At 65.5% G+C, this 16,576-nt stretch carries 13 protein-coding genes; 7 read left to right on the top strand and 6 right to left on the bottom strand.

Features of this window, described 5'->3' with window-relative positions:
- The first annotated feature begins 4 nt into the window (after positions 1-4).
- Complete coding sequence (locus tag ABLE91_RS04300) at positions 5-826, top strand: ABC transporter ATP-binding protein (RefSeq protein WP_348928739.1); 822 nt, start codon at positions 5-7, stop codon at positions 824-826.
- Positions 819-1,631, top strand: a complete 813-nt coding sequence (locus ABLE91_RS04295) for an ABC transporter permease (RefSeq protein ID WP_348928737.1) — start codon at positions 819-821, stop codon at positions 1,629-1,631. Before ABLE91_RS04300 ends, ABLE91_RS04295 begins: the two co-directional genes overlap by 8 nt.
- 92 nt (positions 1,632-1,723) lie before the next feature.
- Here ABLE91_RS04295 and ABLE91_RS04290 read toward each other — a convergent pair whose 3' ends face one another.
- Both ABLE91_RS04290 and ABLE91_RS04285 read right to left on the bottom strand, forming a co-directional pair.
- Positions 1,724-2,794, bottom strand: a complete 1,071-nt coding sequence (locus tag ABLE91_RS04290) for an LLM class flavin-dependent oxidoreductase (protein ID WP_348928735.1) — start codon at positions 2,792-2,794, stop codon at positions 1,724-1,726.
- Positions 2,795-2,996: 202 nt separating this feature from the next.
- A complete protein-coding gene (locus ABLE91_RS04285) occupies positions 2,997-3,731 on the bottom strand; it encodes an isochorismatase family protein (protein WP_348928733.1) in 735 nt (244 codons plus the stop codon).
- Between the two features lie 244 nt (positions 3,732-3,975).
- On the opposite strand from ABLE91_RS04285, the gene ABLE91_RS04280 reads away from it, so the two are divergent.
- From ABLE91_RS04280 to ABLE91_RS04260, 5 genes are read left to right on the top strand one after another with little or no spacing between them, the layout of a single operon-like run.
- A complete protein-coding gene (locus ABLE91_RS04280; protein WP_348928732.1) occupies positions 3,976-4,761 on the top strand; it encodes an ABC transporter ATP-binding protein in 786 nt (261 codons plus the stop codon).
- Position 4,762: 1 nt separating this feature from the next.
- Positions 4,763-5,653 carry a branched-chain amino acid ABC transporter permease gene (locus tag ABLE91_RS04275; RefSeq protein WP_348928730.1) on the top strand — a complete coding sequence of 297 codons (891 nt, stop codon included), beginning with the start codon at positions 4,763-4,765 and terminating at the stop codon, positions 5,651-5,653.
- The gene (locus ABLE91_RS04270) at positions 5,650-6,756 is read left to right on the top strand and encodes a branched-chain amino acid ABC transporter permease (protein WP_348928728.1); all 1,107 of its coding nucleotides are present in this window, start codon (positions 5,650-5,652) and stop codon (positions 6,754-6,756) included. Before ABLE91_RS04275 ends, ABLE91_RS04270 begins: the two co-directional genes overlap by 4 nt.
- Positions 6,753-8,105, top strand: coding sequence for an ABC transporter substrate-binding protein (locus ABLE91_RS04265; protein WP_348928727.1), 1,353 nt, complete (start codon positions 6,753-6,755; stop codon positions 8,103-8,105). The genes ABLE91_RS04270 and ABLE91_RS04265 overlap by 4 nt, the downstream gene beginning before the upstream one ends.
- Positions 8,106-8,109: 4 nt before the next feature.
- Positions 8,110-8,859, top strand: coding sequence for an ABC transporter ATP-binding protein (locus ABLE91_RS04260; protein WP_348928725.1), 750 nt, complete (start codon positions 8,110-8,112; stop codon positions 8,857-8,859).
- 138 nt (positions 8,860-8,997) lie between these two features.
- Here ABLE91_RS04260 and ABLE91_RS04255 read toward each other — a convergent pair whose 3' ends face one another.
- The 4 genes from ABLE91_RS04255 to ABLE91_RS04240 form a co-directional block, all read right to left on the bottom strand.
- The gene (locus ABLE91_RS04255) at positions 8,998-10,089 is read right to left on the bottom strand and encodes a DUF1176 domain-containing protein (RefSeq protein ID WP_348928724.1); all 1,092 of its coding nucleotides are present in this window, start codon (positions 10,087-10,089) and stop codon (positions 8,998-9,000) included.
- Between the two features lie 72 nt (positions 10,090-10,161).
- A complete protein-coding gene (locus tag ABLE91_RS04250) occupies positions 10,162-12,993 on the bottom strand; it encodes a DUF4114 domain-containing protein (protein WP_348928722.1) in 2,832 nt (943 codons plus the stop codon).
- Between the two features lie 107 nt (positions 12,994-13,100).
- A complete protein-coding gene (locus ABLE91_RS04245; protein ID WP_348928721.1) occupies positions 13,101-14,921 on the bottom strand; it encodes a DUF3857 domain-containing transglutaminase family protein in 1,821 nt (606 codons plus the stop codon).
- A gap of 270 nt (positions 14,922-15,191) precedes the next feature.
- On the bottom strand, positions 15,192-16,283 hold the full coding sequence (locus tag ABLE91_RS04240) for a DUF1176 domain-containing protein (RefSeq protein ID WP_348928719.1): 1,092 nt from the start codon (positions 16,281-16,283) through the stop codon (positions 15,192-15,194).
- Positions 16,284-16,576: the final 293 nt, after the last annotated feature.

Genomic DNA, 16,576 nt, shown 5'->3' with positions numbered 1-16,576 from the left:
CCCCATGGCCCTGCCGGCCTGGAGCGACGCGGCGCCCGCGTCCGCGCCGCTCGCGGTCTCGGGCGTGACGCTCCGCTACGGGACGGAGGCCGGCACCGTCACCGCCGTGGAGGATGTCTCCTTCACCATCGCCAAGGGGGAGCGGCTCGCGCTGCTCGGTCCTTCCGGCTGCGGCAAGTCCACTTTGCTGCGTGCGGTGGGCGGCTTCCTGAAGCCCGCCACGGGGGAAATCCGCCTCAACGGCGCGCAGGTGAAGGGACCAGGGCCGGACCGCATGATGGTGTTCCAGGAGTTCGACCAGCTCCTGCCGTGGCGCACCGTCTCGGGCAATGTGGAATTCGCGCTGCGGCGGGCCCGACGGCTCGCGGCGGCCGAAGCGAAGGGCGTGGCGCGGGACTGGATCGGCCGGGTGGGCCTCGCCAAGTTCGCCGATGCCTTTCCCCACACCCTCTCCGGCGGCATGAAGCAGCGCGTCGCCATCGCCCGCGCCTTTGCCGTCCAGCCTGCCATCCTGCTCATGGACGAGCCGTTCGCCGCGCTCGACGCCCTCTCCCGCAGAAAGATGCAGGACGAGCTGCTGGGCCTGTGTGAGGAAACCGGCGCCACGGCCCTGTTCGTCACCCATGCCATCGACGAGGCCGTGCATGTGGGCACGCGCATCCTCGTCATGTCGCCCCATCCCGGGCGCATCGCCGCCGAATACCTGGTGCCGGAGGCGGCGCGCCGGCGGGGTTCGGCGCAGTTCGGGGCGCTGGAGGCCGACATCCAGTCGCGCATCTTCGCCGACCAGGCCACCCCTTTCGATCTGGAGGCCGCCCATGTCTGACGGCGCGCTGCACCTTCGCGCCGCGCCGCGGCCCCTGGCCTTCGGTCCCGGCACGCGGAAGGCCATCATCCTTGTCTTCCTGGCCGCCGGCTGGGAGGCCTATGCCCGCTGGCTCGGCAATTCCCTGCTGCTGCCCACCTTCTCCGAGACGGCGCTGGCGCTGGTCACGTCCACGCTGAGCGGTGAGCTGCCCCAGCGGGTCTGGGCCTCGCTTGAGGTCCTGTTCACCGGCTATGCCATCGGCATCGGGATCGCGGCCCTCATCACCGCCCTCGCGGCGCTGAACCGGTGGGGGGAGAGCCTGCTCAGCCTGCTCACCTCCATGTTCAATCCGCTGCCGGCCATCGCCTTGCTGCCGGTGGCGCTGCTGTGGTTCGGCATCGGCTCCGGAAGCCTCGTCTTCGTCATCATCCATTCGGTGCTCTGGCCGCTGGCCCTGTCGTGCCATGCGGGCTTCAGGGCGGTGCCGCAGGCGCTGCGCATGGCAGGGCGCAATCTCGGCCTTTCCGGGCCGGCCTATGTGCTGGAGATCCTGATGCCGGCCGCCCTGCCGTCTATCCTGTCCGGCCTGCGCCTGGGATGGGCCTTCGCCTGGCGTACCCTGATCGCCGCCGAGATGGTGTTCGGCGCCAGCGCCCGCTCGGGCGGGCTCGGCTGGTTCATCTTCACCAACCGCGCCCAGCTTGAGACCGCCAACGTCTTCGCCGGCCTCCTCGCCGTCATCCTCATCGGCCTTGTCGTCGAGACAGTGATCTTCGCGACCCTCAGCCGGGTGACGGTCCAGCGCTGGGGACAAGAGGTCTAGCGGTCCTTATTCTCCGTTTGGCGAGAATGAGGACCGCCAAGCGTGGCAGGAGCCACGCGATACCCTTGACCCGCCGGCCGCTCGGCTCTGCCTCAATCGCGCAGCAGCGGCAGCACGAGATCGCCTTGCCGCTTGATCTCCGACAAATACGGCGTGTCGGACAGCACGAAGTGGGTGATGCCCAGATCCCGGTATTTGCGCAGCGAGCGGGCGACATCCTCCGCCGAGCCGACCAGCCATGTGGCGCCCGCGCCCCCTCCGCCGAACTGGGCCGGCGCGGTATAGAGATTGTCGTCCAGCACCTCGCCGCGCGCGTGCAGATCAAGTAGCCGCCGCTGGCCCACCGCGACCGCCTCCCGGTGATCCTGCCAGCCCTCGCCCTTGGTCTTGGCCATTTCGGCAACTCTCGCCTCGGCGTCAGCCCAGGCCTGATCCGTGGTGTCGCGGACCAGCGTGGTGATCCGCAACCCGAACTCCAGCGGAGGAAGGTCGCGGCCCAGTTCCGTGCTTAGCCCCTTGAGCCGTTCGATCCGCTCCCGGACGCCGTCGAGCGGCTCCCCCCAGAAGAGCTGCACATCGGCCTCGGTGGCGGATACGCGCTCCGCCGCTTCCGAAGCACCGCCGAAATAGAGCCTGGGATGCCGGCGGTCGCCCCGGACCTGGATGCGCGGCTCCACCGTGGCCCCAGTGACCTGAAAGTGCTTGCCCGCGTAGGTGACGTTCTCTTCGGTCCACAGCCTGCAGACCAGCCGCATGAATTCCTTGGTGCGAGCATAACGGTCTGCCTGGTCGCCCTCGCTGTCGCCATAGGCCGCGAGATTGTCCTTACCCGACACGATGTTGATACGCACCCGGCCGCCGGTCAGCTGGTCCAGGGTCGCCACGGCGGAAGCGAAATGAGCCGGCCGCCAGTAACCCGGGCGGATCGCGATGAGCGGCTCGAAGGTGGTGGTCCGCGCGGCAAGCGAGGTCGCGAGGGTGAAGGTATCGGGCCGGCCCCAGCCGGTTCCGATGAGCGCGCCCTTCCAGCCGTGCGCTTCCAACGCCTTCGCTTGACTGGTCAGAGTGTCCAGGCTGTTGTGGTTCTCGGCGGCGGTGTCGCCGCGGTGGCCGGCTTTGACGTCGTTGGGGATGTACCAGAGAAATTCAGAATTACTGCTCATTCGATCAGCCCGGAGTTCCGTGGATTGGGCGCGTGCAGCAATATCGTGCACGGCATGAACCTTATTTCCCGCAAGAGTCCTTAGCGCTCGCCCAAGGCCCCCTCGGCAACGTTGGTGCGTCGGCGACGATCACGCGGATCTCCCCCTCAGCGTGGGGCCAAGACGCGGGCGCCGTCCCGCTCTTGCGCGTGTGCCGAGTGGCCTACGGCCACCCGCGCGTGGTCCGGCGGTCCTTGCCGGCGGCCAGCAGACGCACGGCCTCCTCGGTCGTGATCACCGGGGCAAAGAAGGTGTTGATGCGCTCGAGCGTAGGAGCCTCGTCGATCTCGCGGCCAGCTCCGGTCGCGTCGCCGACGACGATGGGATTGTAGCCAAGGTCACGGGACGTCCGCGCCGCCTGCTCGATGCACCAGTCGAGATGATAGCCCGCCAGCAGCAGCGTCCTCACGCCCCAGGCCGCCAGATGTTGCGTCAGCAGCGTGCCGAGAAAGACGTTGCCCAATGTCGCATAGAAGAGGGTGAGATCGTTGGGATGGCGGACGGCCTCGATCTCGGCGACCAGGTCCGCATCTCGCTGCCAGTCATCCTGCGTCCAGTCCGCCTTGTCCTTCACCCAGTAGTTATACTGAGCGCGGTCGACCAGCGTCTGCGGATACGGCGTGCGGATGAGGTCATAGCGGGTCCAGCCGACCCGCTGGTCGGCCGCCCGCGCCGCTTCCACCAGCCGCAGCGTATTGGGCAGCGGCCCATCGACCGAACGCGTGCGCTCCCACAGTCGCTCGTGCGCCTGAGCACCGGTCGCGGTGAGGATGCTGTTCGACTGGCCGATGACCAGGAGGAGCGTCGGATATGCGAGCGCCTCGGCGAGATCGAGCGTGTTCCATTGCGCATGCGGAACGGGAACCTTCGAAGCGTTCAGATTGACCGCGACGTTCATGGATGGGCGTCTCTCGTTGAAAAAACTGAGGTTTCCGCCCGCCGGACGTTGCCGTCGTGAAAAGCGGGCAAGCCAGATTGACATAATCTGACTCATTCTATCAAGTAAGTAGACATTTCTTTGCGGAAGCCTCCATGCCGCCCTCCCGCCGAACATCATTTCCGATATCTTTCGGCCGCCGCGCGAGAGCCCGGCGGCTTGAAGTGCGGTCCTGATCGTGGCCGCAAGCCCTTCCTCTCGCGCCGTGCCACCGCCGCCCCTCGAGGTGTCGAATGTGGCGCTGAGCTTCGGCGGCGTCACCGCGCTCCAGGACGTGAGCTTCGCCTGCGCGGAAGGCGAGATCTTCGCTATCGTCGGCCCGAACGGCGCCGGTAAGACCTCGCTGCTCAATGTGGTGAGCGGCACTTACCGGCCGAGCCGTGGCACCCTGCGCTATTTCGGCACCGAGATCCGTCGGGCGCGCCCGCATCAGGTGGCCAGGCTCGGCGTCGCGCGCACGTTCCAGAACGTGGCGCTCTTTCCGGATCTCACGGTGCTCGAGAACGTGCTCGTGGGCCGGCACGCCTTCGGCGGGGCAGGAGCGGGCTTCTTCGCCTCCGGTCTGTCAACGTCCTCGGCACGGGGCTGGGAAAGCCGCCAGCGGGCCACCGCCGAAGAGGCGCTCAAGGCGCTCGATCTCAGTTCCGCACGCGATCTTGCCGTCGAGACGCTGCCCTACGGCGTGAAGAAGAAAGTGGAGCTCGCAAGGGCGCTCGCCATGGAGCCGCGCCTGATGCTGCTCGACGAGCCGCTCGCCGGCATGAACCCTTCGGAGAAGGAGGAGATCGCCGATATCATCACGGCCATCCGCGCCCGCTACGGGCTGACGATGGTGATGATCGAGCACGACTTCCCGCTCGTGATGTCGCTCGCCAGCCGCGTCCTGGTCCTCGACTACGGCGTCGTCATCGCCGAGGGGCCGCCGTCCGAAATCCGCCGCGATCCCAAGGTGATGCGCGCTTATTTCGGCGCCGCCGGAGGCGTCGACTGAGATGAGCGGGGATCTGGTCTACGGGACCGAGCTCGCAATCACGGGCCTGCTCATCGGCGTGATGTATTCGATGGTCGCCCTCGGCTTCGTGCTGATCTTCAAGGCGTCCGCGGTCTTCAACTTCGCCCAGGGCGCGATGACCCTGTTCGGGGCCCTGACGGTGGTCGGCCTCAGCCCACTGGTCGGGCTGCCGCTGGCGCTCGCCGCCGCCCTGGTGGCAATGGCGGTCCTCGCCGTGGCCGTGGAGCGCTGGGTGCTGCGGCCGCTGATCGGCCGCTCGGCGCTCACCGTCTTCATGGCGACGGTCGGGGTCGCCTACGCGCTTGAGGGACTTGCCCAGCTGATCTGGGGCAACCAGCCGCGCGGACTGAAGCTCGACATCCCGCAGGCACCTTTACAACTCGGCGGTGTCTACGTCTCGCCACCGGATCTGATCGGCGCCGCCATCGCCGGCGTATGCGTGATGCTGCTGGTTCTGTTCTTCCAGCGCACCAAGCTGGGATTGGGCCTGCGGGCGATGGCCGACGATCCTATCGCCGCGCAGGCCATGGGCGTTCGCGTGGGCCGCATGTGGGCCGTGGCCTGGATGCTTGCGGGGGCGGTGGCGATCGTCGCCGGCGTGCTGTGGGGCAGCCGGATCGGCGTGCATTTCGGCATGACCCAGATCACCCTTAAAGCCTTGCCGATCCTGATCATCGGCGGTGTGGACAGCATCCCCGGGGCGATTGTCGCCGGCCTCCTGGTGGGGGCCGGCGAGGCGTTGGGTGAAGGATTTCTCGGGCCTTTCGTCGGCGGCGGTGTCCAGGAGATCGTCGCCTATCTCGGCGCGCTGCTCATCCTGACCTTCCGCCACCAAGGGCTGCTCGGCGAAAAGACCATTGACCGGATATGAGTGAGATCACCGTTCCCTCCCCGCCTGCGCGGCGCACGGCACCGGCCCCCACGCGCGGCTCCGTCTCCGCCGCGGCCCGTGCGTTCGGGCTCGCCGCGCTGCTCCTGCTGCCCCTGGCCGGGGATGAGTATTGGATTAAGAGCGTCGCGCTGCCGACCCTCATCTTCGGGCTCGCCGCGCTCGGACTGAACCTCGTGGTGGGCGTCGCCGGTCAGATTTCCATGGGCCAGGCCGCATTCATGGCGGTGGGCGCGTTCATCGGGGCCATCGCCTACGGCCGCTACGGCCTCCCCCTGCCCTTCGCCATCCTTGCCGCGGGCTTCGCCTCGGCGGCGATCGGCATCGTCATCGGCCTGCCCTCCCGGAGCATCCGCGGGCTCTATCTCATGGTGTCGACGCTCGCCGCGCAGTTCATCGTGCTCTGGCTGCTGCAGCGCGTCCCGTGGTTCGGCGCCGCCTCCCACGGCATCCTGAGCATCCCCAAGCTGGCGCTGGGGCCCGTGGCGTTCAACACCCCGCACGCGCGCTATCTGCTCACCCTTGCCGTGGTGGTGCCGCTGACGCTGTTCGCCGCGAACCTGGTGCGCAGCCGCATCGGGCGGGCATGGATCGGTATCCGCGAGCGGGAAATCGCCGCCGAGGTGCTGGGCGTGCCGGCGTTCCGGTACAAGCTCATGGCGTTCGCAGCGGCGGGTTTCTATGCCGGCGTCGCCGGCGCCCTCGTGACCTTTGCCTGGACCGGCGCGGCCACGGTGGAGGAGTTCCGGCTCGAGCTGTCGGTCAAGCTGCTCGGCATGATCATCATCGGCGGGCTCGGCTCCGTCCTGGGCTCCTATCTCGGCGCGGCCTTCATCGTGCTCGTTCCGATCGCGATCAGCATCGCTTTGCACGCCGCTGCCGGCCTGCTGGGCTGGTCCGCCGTCAATGCAGGCACGCTCGCCAACGCGGAACACCTAGTCTTCGGGCTGCTGATCATCGCCTTCCTCATCGCCGAGCCCAAGGGGCTCGCCCCGCTTCTTCTGCGCGGCCTGGACGCCGTGCGGAACATCATCCGGCCCAGCTTTCGGCGTGCCGGCGCCGGTCCTCAAGGAGAGAAAGAATGATCCCCCAAGATATGGCGCGGTGGCACATGGCGCGGCGGCGGGCAGCGCCCACGCGCGGCCCCATCAGCGCCTTTTTGCTGGCCCTGTCGGCTGCCGCGTTGCTCACGTCCGCGTTGCCGGCCCGCGCCCAGGATAGCGACAAGGAAATCCACCATCCCATGCTCGTCACCCGGACCGGCCCTTACGCGACGGGTGCCACGGGGGTGAGCAGCGGCCAGCAGGACTATTTCGCGCTCGTTAACGCGCAGGGTGGCATCGGCGGGGCGAAGATCCGCTGGAGCGAGTGCGAGTTCGGCTACGAGACACCACGCGCGCTTGAATGCTACGAGCGCTTCCGCGGCCAGTGGAAGGTGGTCTATCCCAACAGCACGCCGGCGGTGGTGGCGCTCTCCGAGCGGCTCGCGGCCGACAAGGTGGCGGGCATCAATCCCGGCGGCAACCGCGCCGACGCGACCGACGGCAAGACCTTCCCCTATCTCTACCCCGTCGTCGCGAACTTCTGGGCGCAGGCCTCCTCCACCATCCGCTACATCGCGCAGCAGGAAGGCGGGGAAGACAAGCTCAAGGGCAAGAAGATCGCCTTCCTCCACATCGACAATGCCTATGGGCGGGGTGCCATCCCCGTGCTGGAGGCGCTCTCCAAGCGCTTCGGCTTCGAGTGGAAATCGTTCCCGCTGCCATTGCCCGGCCTTGAGCAGAGCGCGGCCTGGGTCGACATCGCGCGCCGCTACCGAGCCGACTGGGTGATCCAGTGGAATTACGGGCAGTCCTGCTCCGTGCCCTTCACCGAGATCCAGAAGGTGGGCTTCCCGGTGGAACGCTTCATCGGCACGCTCTGGTGCGGCTCGGAGGAGGACATCTCAGCCGCGGGCGACCTCGCCAAGAACTACGTCTCGGCAAGCTACCAGGGCGTCGGCACGGGCTTTCCGGTGATCCAAGAGATTCTCGGCAAGGTCTATGGCGCGGGCAATGGCGCGCTCCCCCGCGAGCGTGTCGGAACGGTGGCCTATAATCGCGGGGTGTTCACCGGCATCGTGATCGTCGAGGCGTTCCGCAATGCCGTCCGGGATCACGGCCTGCCGCTCACGGGCGAAAAGGTGCTCGACGGGCTCAACAAGGTGCAGCTCACCAAGGCGCGTCTGAAGGAACTCGGCGCCGAGGGGCTCGTGCCCGAGATTCTGCTGAGCGCCGACTATCATGGCGGCGTGGACCCGCAGGTGTTCCAGCGCTGGGACGGCAAGACCTGGACGACGATCAGCGGCTGGATTCCGCCTTACGAAGACGTGGTGTGGGAGCAGATCAAACGCTCGGCCGAGGCGTATCGCGCCGAGGTCGCCAGCAAGAAGTGATCCGGTGACCTCCGCACCGCTCCTCAAGCTCGATGATGTCGAGGTTGTCTATCAGGGCAACCTGCTGGCGCTTCGCGGCATCTCCTTCGATCTCGCCGAGAGGGGCATCACCGCCCTTCTCGGCGCGAACGGGGCCGGCAAGTCCACAACGCTGAAGACCATCTCGCGGCTCCTCGCGGCGGAGGGAGGTGCGGTTCGCCGTGGCTCCCTCCACTTGCGGGGAGCCGATATCAGCCGCCTCACCGCGGCCGACCTCGTCCGGCGCGGGGTGGTTCATGTCCTTGAGGGCCGCCGGCTATTCCGCCATCTGACGGTGGAGGAGAACCTGAGGATGGGCGCCTTTTCCCGCTCCGACACGGCGGCGGTGCGCGCCGACCTCGAGGCCGCCTTCACCCTGTTCCCGCGCCTCAGGGAGCGACGGGGTATGAAGGCCGGCTATCTCTCCGGCGGCGAGCAGCAGATGGCCGCCATCGCGCGCGGCTTCATGGCGCGGCCATCCTTGATGCTGATCGACGAGCCGACCATGGGCCTTGCACCAGGCATCGCGCAGGAGGTGTTCGCGGCCATCCGCGATATCAACGCCACCGAGCGCGTCGCCTTCCTCATCGCTGAGCAGAACACGGCTTTGGCGCTGAGCGTGGCGGATCGGGTTCACGTCCTTGAAAGCGGCAAGCTCGCTTTGTCCCGGAAGGTGGCGGACTTGTGCAGCCAGGAGGAGATCCAGGCCCTTTATCTCGGGCGAGCATTGCAGTGAAGGGACGATGATTCTGCACTGGGAGCCTCGACCATCACCATATGGCTTTCGGCGTTGTCAGGGGATGAGGGAGGGCTTCGCGGTCAGGCTGGGATGCGCTTTATCCCCCGCCCCACCGAAAGCTCCACCCCGTTTCGTTTATTTCCATCGGGTGGTGTAAAGGACCGGCCAATCATCCGCGGACACACCCATGCACTCGCTCATCTCCGCAAAATAGGCGAGCTCGAATTCGGTGCCGGTCCACGCCCATGCCGCATCTGAGCCGCAATCGCTCAAGCCACGTCCCTTGACAAATGATTCAAGCAAACGGCCGTCCCTCGTAAGATCCAGGTTGATAAGCACCGAGGGGCCACCTCCCTCATTCTGGCGGCCCGGAACGACCAACGATGCTTCCTTCGCTGTTCCTTCGCCCACGATCCAGTAGCGCGCCGAGTAGTTGTGAGAATTCTTGAACTCGCACACGCCCCACAGCTCAAGTTGGGGAGAGAGCCGGATCACGTCCGGTGACGGAGGGTCCTCGCAATTATCGGCAGGCGGTTTCATGACCCCCTTCGGCAGCGCAGAGGGCGGATCTTTCACCTCCCGCATGACGACGGATTTCAATTGGGGCATGGGCGGTGCGGCGGGGATGGCGCTGGCAGGCGCCGTACCAGGGTTCACAATTGCCGTGACCGTACCGACGCGCTGTTGGGAGTCGTCGATGTAAAGCAGGGCGGCGGCGGCGCCTCCAAGGGAGATGAGGCTGTCGAAAGGATCCTGGCCTTTGCCCGTCACCGTGAGACCGAGCACCTTTGCGTCGTGCAGCAGGCGCAGCAGAATGGCGGCATCCCGGTCCTTGATTTCGATCCTTCCGGTTTTCTTTTCGGTATCGGTGTCATCCAGGAGGACTGGCCAGGCCGCCTTCGACATGCCGGGGACCTTGTCGCCGTCAACCTGGATCGACATGACGGCGGGGCCCTCGATCTTGGCGTCTCCTCTCGCTACGAGCGAAACCTGGACTTCCGCCTCCGCTGCCGCGTCGCGCTTGACCACGATGTACCCCTCGAACTGGCGTGGGGCGAAACCGATGGCGGTACAGCGCCGGATGTTGTCACAGCCGACCACCCAATCCCTGAACTTCTTGAGTTCCGGCACCTTCGTGGGGGCATCATCGGCTGACGCCGGCCCGGCGAGAGCGGCCAGTACGAACGCGGCTCGCGGGAAAGAACGGATCAATCGAAAATATCTCATTGAAATTCCCTCCTCGGGAGGCCCGTAGGCGAGGCTGCTCGCCCCGCTTGAAGGTCAAGCACAGCTCAATGGTCAGATCAGATAGCCGCTGCCGGAAGCGGAGGTGAAGTCCAGCTGGACCACCAGGTCGTTGAAGTCCTGGTCTCCGCCACCGTACAGGTCCTCCCAGCCCCAGGTGTTGAGGCCGTAATTCCAGATGTGCCCGACGGATTGCCCGCCCACCTGCTCATTGGCCTGGGTGAAGGCATAGAAGGTGTCCGTGCCGTTGGAGATCTTCATGGCGATGAGATCGCCGGCATCGACATTGACCAGTTCCGACTGCCCGTAGATGCCGTAGCCGCCGCCATCCATCCAGGTGCCGCCGGTCTTGAGGTGATAGGCGCTGGCATTGGTCGCCGCGTCATATCCTCCTTGGCCGGGTGCGAGCCCGCCGATCGTGCCGTTGAAGTCGTCCACCTTGTAGAACATGACGGACAGGTCGTTGATCCCGTTCTGGCGCAGGCGCACCACCACGTCCTGGTCATCGGCCCCGCCTGCCGTCTCGGCGACGGCCACCGGCCGCGCCACGTGCACCGACCCGTCGGCGCCGGCAAAATCGGCGAAGCCGAAGTCGCTTGTCATGGTGGCGCGGGGCAGAACGGTCGCAGCGCCGTTCTGGGTGATGGAAAGGTGCGCGCCCGCGCTCGTCTGTGCTTGCGTCACCTGGCCGAGTCCCTGGCCGTCGAACATGGTGACGAGGTCTGGCGAGAAGTCGGCCTGGAGGCTCTGCTGCGCGAACCGGCTGGTCCAGCCATAGGCATCCGTGCCCACGCCGGAGAGGGAGATGAACTGCGTGCCCAGCGAGACGCCCCAGCTCGCAGCATTCCCTGAGACCGGCTGGAAAAGAAGGGTCTGGCTGGCGCCGCTGAGCCAGCCAGACCCGGTTTCCTCGAGCATGGCCGACGTATCGGAGAAGTACATCTGCGAATGGGCGATGGCCGTCAGGGCCCGGGCGAGAAGAAGGCCGTTGGGCGAGCCGAGGCCGGTGGCCAGGTCATAGCCCGGCCCCGCCTCGTAACCGATGCCCGTGGCGGAGATGTTTTCGAACGTCAAAGTGTTTGCGATGCGGGTCGGCGTGCTGCCGCCAAGGATGAATGAGGACGTACTGTTGCCGGAGGTCACATCGTTGAAGGAGGCAGGCGCGATGGCCGAGGCGATATAAAGAAGATCATTCATATAGCCGAGCTGCGGCAGGCCCTGGTCCGCGAAGATGGTGTTGATCTGGAGTGCCAGGGAGGCCCAGAGCGGCGCCGCCGCGCTGGTTCCGATAAACTGCGCGGTACCGCTCATGTCATTGCCGGGCACCGTGTATTGCATGTTCCCGCCTGAGAGGGCCGAGACGTCCGGAACGCCGCGTCCGATGCCTGCGTTCGGGCCGGCGGCCGTGGGCGTGAGGCCGTAATCAGCCTGATAGGATGGAACGCCTTCGCGGGTGTCGACCCCGCCCGCGCCCGCATAGTTCTCCGTGTATCCCGGATAGAGATATCCGTTCTTGTCCAGGGCATAGTCGTTCCACACCGTCTCCACGAGAAGCCTGTCGGCAGTGAGGCTCGACGGGGAGGTGGTGAGCCCCCCCTCCACCAGCGACCAGATGGTCCCGAGATCCTTGGCGTGAACCGCCGCCAGCAAGTGGGTGAGCGTGTCGTCGGACACGGCCGCTCCGGCCGTGGTGAGGGAGGTGCCGCCAACAAGAACCGAGTAGGGGTTCATGTTGGAGAGTGTCAGGTTGGGCAGCCCGTTGGCGACTTGCGCGCTCGACCCGCCGTCGCCGGCGGCGATGAACAGCGATTGGTTGCGCAGCGCCGCGTCCAGGAACAGCTCCTGGACCGCCCTGTAGAAGGGCGAATCCGGTGCTGGCAGCATATTCTGGACGAAGGACGACGACAGCACGGAGGGATTGTGGACGAGATCCCAGATGGCTGCCTGATAAGCGGCATAGACTAGGCCGTTCTGCCCCGAACCGGCATAAAAGCCGTAGGTCGCGAACGGATTGACCGCCGCGGTCACGCCGATATCCAGCGACCGCTCCGCCTCTCCGGCAGCCGATGACTGGCCGCCTTTATCGACGGTGTAGAGCGAGGGATGCCCCGTCACCCCGGCGCTGGCCAGATAGGCATCCAGAAGCTGCGCGAACGTCTGCGTCGCGCCACTGGACAGTGCCGTTCCGACCCCTGGCTGGATGAGCCCGAGGACGCCGTCGACGGCCGCATTCCCGGTGAGAGGGAAGTTGTAGAGCGCGGCAATGTCTTGCGGGAAATTCGGCTCGGGCGTGCCGTTGTTGCCGATGCTCTGGCCGCCGGATGGGATGGGTGCCGTCTCGGTGAAGAGCGGTTCGACGGGGGAAGCGGCTAAGCTGTAGAGCATGAGGCCGGTGGTGGGAATGCCGGCCGGGAGGGAGAGGTTGCCTTCGTAGAACAGGAGGGGTTTGTCGGGTTGCATGCTCAGATAGACGGGCGAGCTGAACAGCGCCTGGAACTGCGCCACATCGAGCGACACCCAGATGGTGCGCGATTCAGCGGAGGAGATGTAGCCATTGGTTCCAGCCGCATCGCCCAGCACGCCGATGCCCATGCCCGACAGAGTGTCCACGGCCGTCTGGTAGACACCGGGATCCGTGCCGTACCAGGCACCGACATTGTTTCCATGCGCCGCCAGGATGGCCTGCCGCTCGGCCCAATTTGCCTCAAGGAAATCCGCGGGATCGTGCGCTCTGGGCAGAGTCAGGGCGACGGTCACGAAGTGGCCCGAACCGTTTGCGAGCACCACGTTTGCCGGGTCGATCCCGAAGGCCCCCTTCACCGTGGTCTGTGCGGTCTGCTGCCAGCCGACTTGGTCGAGATAAGACGAATTCGCAAGTACAGTCATGGAAACCCCCGTTCCTGCCGCAATTGAGAGTGTTGAAACGGTCGACAACGCTTAAATCAGGCCCCCACGTTCGCGCTCCGCCGGGTCAAGAGCGGAGCGGCAAGAACCTAAGGGGCCGGCCGAAAGACAATGGTGGCGCGCTGATCGGCGACGAAGCCGTAGATCAGTTGCTCGAGGTCCGGATATTGCTCGGGAGCGTAGACGTTGCCATCCAGCACGACCCGGCGCATCGCCGTGAAGCCGTTCGCGGTCGCCTCGTAGTACGCGCTCACGTGACCCGCCGAATTCCGGATGTCCAGTGCCGGTGGCAGGCGCTCGATGACGGCGCCATTCGGCAAGGCGAGATGGTACGTGGATTGGTAGTCCCGCGGACCGACGATGAACGGAAATTTCCGGGTTCCGGCTTCGGTGAGGTACATGCGCAAAGCGCCATTCGGCCTCAGGTCTATGCCCAGCGGCACGGTCATGTAGGTCGACGGCGACGAGATCGCGACACCGTGCGGGCTCGTCCATTTGCCGTCGATCCGAAGGGGCCGCGAAAGCTCACGTGGGTTGGTGCTCTTCCAGTCACCGAAGCCGCCTTCCTGGGTGGGCATCAGGTTCGCGCGAGCGACCTCGGAAGCGGGACCGCTCTCGAGCACCTGTCGCACCAACGGGTCGAGACCTGGAGAGATGAGAATCTCTACCGTGCCCCTGACGGTGCCATCGGCCTGCACGTCGATCGTCGAGGTGGAGCGGTAGGTGTTCGATGCGGCGGTGAGTGCCGGCGTGCGCCGAAGCTCGCCCTTCGCGGAGGCGATGATCACCGGCTTGTCGGCCAGCATGCTGTCCAGCACCCCGAAGCCCGCGAAGGGGCTCGTCGGATTTGCATAGAGGTCGAAATCCGGCAGGTAGACGATGGCGTGGTTCGTGGATGCCGCCGACCAGAGCGGCAGTGGCACCATGCTGTTGCTCCAGTGGACCAAAGCGGGCTCTGCGCGGATTCCCACGGCGCCAAGCAACGCCTGCATGAGCACGACGTGATCCTTGCAGTCTCCGTAACCATTGCGCAGCACCGTGGCGGCATCGTGGGGCACGAAGCCGTCGCTGGGGTCGAGGAAGACGGCGACGTAGCGGATATGCTCGGCGACCCAGTCATAGACGGCGCGGGCCGCCTCCTTGCCCTGAGCCTCGCCGACGATGGAGCGCGCGAGCGTGACGATCTCCGGCGTTGCCGTCGCCTTACCCGCGCTCCGCGCCGCATAGATCGCTCCGATCTCCTCGGGGCCAGCGAGCGTGGTGGCGATGAACGCCGGCCCGACATCGTCGGGCGAGACCATCTGCGGCTCGGCGTGTGCCGCTCGGCCGACCTCGATGGCGGCTTCGATGGTGCGTGTTCCGGCCGCGCTCGTGTCCGTCGTGGTAAACCCGCCTCGCTCACCGAAATGAAGTGGCAGGCTCACCGGGGACTGGATCTGAATTTCCACCCGGCTTTTGCTGGCAAGGCCCAGGCGAAAGGCGACATTGAATCCAAACACGTCCGGCTCGATGGCCGTGTGCTTGAACTTGGTGTGGACGATGCTGCCGTTCTGGAGTGCGGGAAACTCGATCGTGGTCGTCTGCGTGCCGACGAAGCCGGGCGATGCTTGTGCGGCTGCGCTCGGCCGGGTGAAAATGTGGTTCGCCGGCACCTCGACTTTGGTGCCGTCAGGATGAAGAACCCATGCTTCCAGCACGATCAGCGTTTCATCGCTGGGATCGAACGTAAACGACGCCTTGCTGAGCGGCGCCATATCGCCCGCGCCACCGACGCGGTTTTCCAGCGTCTGGACCTCAACAAAGGTCTTGTCCTGGGCGACTATGTATTCGCTCCGCTGAAACCGATTTAATCCAGCGGGAATATCCGCCCGGCCATCGGTGGTCGCTGCAAGAGCGCAGACCACCAGCACGCTGCCGATGGCGGATCGAGTGGCCCTATGCATATTTTCCCCCGAAAGAATGCATCAAGAAATAACTTCACCAATGCCGCATGGGCGCATTGAAACGCGATGACCTGGATCAAGCGCGTGACGTCAAACTCGTCATCATCATCGGGCTCTCGCGAGCCGAAATACGGCGTGCGCGGCACCTCGGGGGAAGCCCGAGCACGGAGCCGCCGGCGCGATGTGGGATCGACATGATCCCTAGAGATCCCGGCGATAGCTCCGCCGCCGTTCCGATCATTTCCATTGGCTGGTGTGCATGACCGGCCAATCGGCTACGGGCACTCCCCTGCAGTCGGTCATCTCCGCGAGAAAGGCCAGCTGAAATTCAGTGCCGGTCCACACCCACATCGTGTGGGTGCCGCAATCTCCCAATCCGCGACCCAATGCGAAGGATTCCAGCACGCGCCCACTCTGTGCGAGCTCCGCATTCACGAGCACCGCGGGACCATCCGCCCGGGGCTTGCGGCCCGGAACGATAAAGGATGCTTCCTTCACCTGTCCCCGGTCCACGATCCAATAACGACGCAGCAGATTGTAGGCGGCGCTGACGTAGCACATGCCCCACAGCTCAAGCTGAGGGGAAAGCCGGATCAGGTCCGGCTTCGGTGGATGATCGGTGCAATCATCAAGGTTCGGCGCGACCCCCGCCGGCAACGTCGCCGGCAGGTCTTTCACGTCCCGCATGAGAACAGGTTTCAGGACAGGGACATGCGGCACATGAGGAACAGTGCTTGCGGCCGCCCAGCCGCTCCCTGCGAGCGCAGTGACCGTGCCGGCGCGAAACTGGTCGACGTCCATGTAGAGAAAGGCAGCGGGAGCGCCTGTGAGGGAGATGGTGCTTTCGGCGGGCGCCCGGCCAGGGCCCGTCACCTTGAGATTGAGTTCCTTCCGGTCCTGAATCTGGCGCACCAGGTTCGCAGCGTCCTCGGCGGGAAGTTCCAATCTCGCGGTATTGATGTCGTTCTTGTCCACTCCTGCCGGATAGGAGGCTTGGGGCATGCCGAGCACCGGCTCTCCGTCGATAAGGATCGACAGCTCGATGGGAGACTTGATGGCATCCTCGGTTCGCACCACAAGGGACACCTGGGTGCTCGCCCCGCCCGCCCCATCGCGTTCGACGACCACGTACCCGGAAGCCTCTCTCCCGGGGGGAAGGCCAATGGCGGTGCAGCTCCGGATATTGTCGCAACCGACCATCCAATCCCGGAACGTCTTCAGCTCCGCAACTTTGGTTTGGGCGTCATTAGCCAACACGGGTCCGGCAACGAGGGCGGAAAGGACGAGGCCGGCACGCCCAAAAGAACGGATCAAACCGAAATATCTCATGGCAATTTCTCGGGTGCGATAAGACGTTTATCGGGCTCGAAATACATAAAATCGCGGCGCCTAACGGGCCGCGGACTGTCCTTCGGTCAGGAAGCTTGTGGGAAGCTGGCTCCGGCGCGCTGAGCGTATCGATACCCTTAAGATCGGAACGATGTTGAGGATCCTGAGCTCCGAAAAATTCCGAAACAAGTTCAGGAATATCGGGGGCTATGACGTTAGTGATATCGGGAAGATCATCGGGGAAACATGATAGGGCTGTTGCAGCTCGGTATCCCGTCGTTCTGCCCGGTCGC

Source organism: Aquabacter albus, assembly GCF_040049275.1.
GTDB lineage: Bacteria > Pseudomonadota > Alphaproteobacteria > Rhizobiales > Xanthobacteraceae > Aquabacter.
The sequence above is the reverse complement of the archived record's forward strand: the minus strand, read 5'-3'. Positions and strand labels throughout refer to the sequence as shown.

Excerpts from the sequence above, each read along its gene's own strand:
- ABLE91_RS04270 (WP_348928728.1), top strand. The coding sequence starts at position 5,650 with ATGAGTGAGATCACCGTTCCCTCCCCGCCTGCGCGGCGCACGGCACCG.
- ABLE91_RS04265 (WP_348928727.1), top strand. The coding sequence starts at position 6,753 with ATGATCCCCCAAGATATGGCGCGGTGGCACATGGCGCGGCGGCGGGCA.
- ABLE91_RS04275 (WP_348928730.1), top strand. The coding sequence starts at position 4,763 with ATGAGCGGGGATCTGGTCTACGGGACCGAGCTCGCAATCACGGGCCTG.
- ABLE91_RS04285 (WP_348928733.1), bottom strand. The coding sequence starts at position 3,731 with ATGAACGTCGCGGTCAATCTGAACGCTTCGAAGGTTCCCGTTCCGCAT.
- ABLE91_RS04255 (WP_348928724.1), bottom strand. The coding sequence starts at position 10,089 with ATGAGATATTTTCGATTGATCCGTTCTTTCCCGCGAGCCGCGTTCGTA.
- ABLE91_RS04295 (WP_348928737.1), top strand. The coding sequence starts at position 819 with ATGTCTGACGGCGCGCTGCACCTTCGCGCCGCGCCGCGGCCCCTGGCC.
- ABLE91_RS04250 (WP_348928722.1), bottom strand. The coding sequence starts at position 12,993 with ATGACTGTACTTGCGAATTCGTCTTATCTCGACCAAGTCGGCTGGCAG.
- ABLE91_RS04240 (WP_348928719.1), bottom strand. The coding sequence starts at position 16,283 with ATGAGATATTTCGGTTTGATCCGTTCTTTTGGGCGTGCCGGCCTCGTC.
- ABLE91_RS04300 (WP_348928739.1), top strand. The coding sequence starts at position 5 with ATGGCCCTGCCGGCCTGGAGCGACGCGGCGCCCGCGTCCGCGCCGCTC.
- ABLE91_RS04290 (WP_348928735.1), bottom strand. The coding sequence starts at position 2,794 with ATGAGCAGTAATTCTGAATTTCTCTGGTACATCCCCAACGACGTCAAA.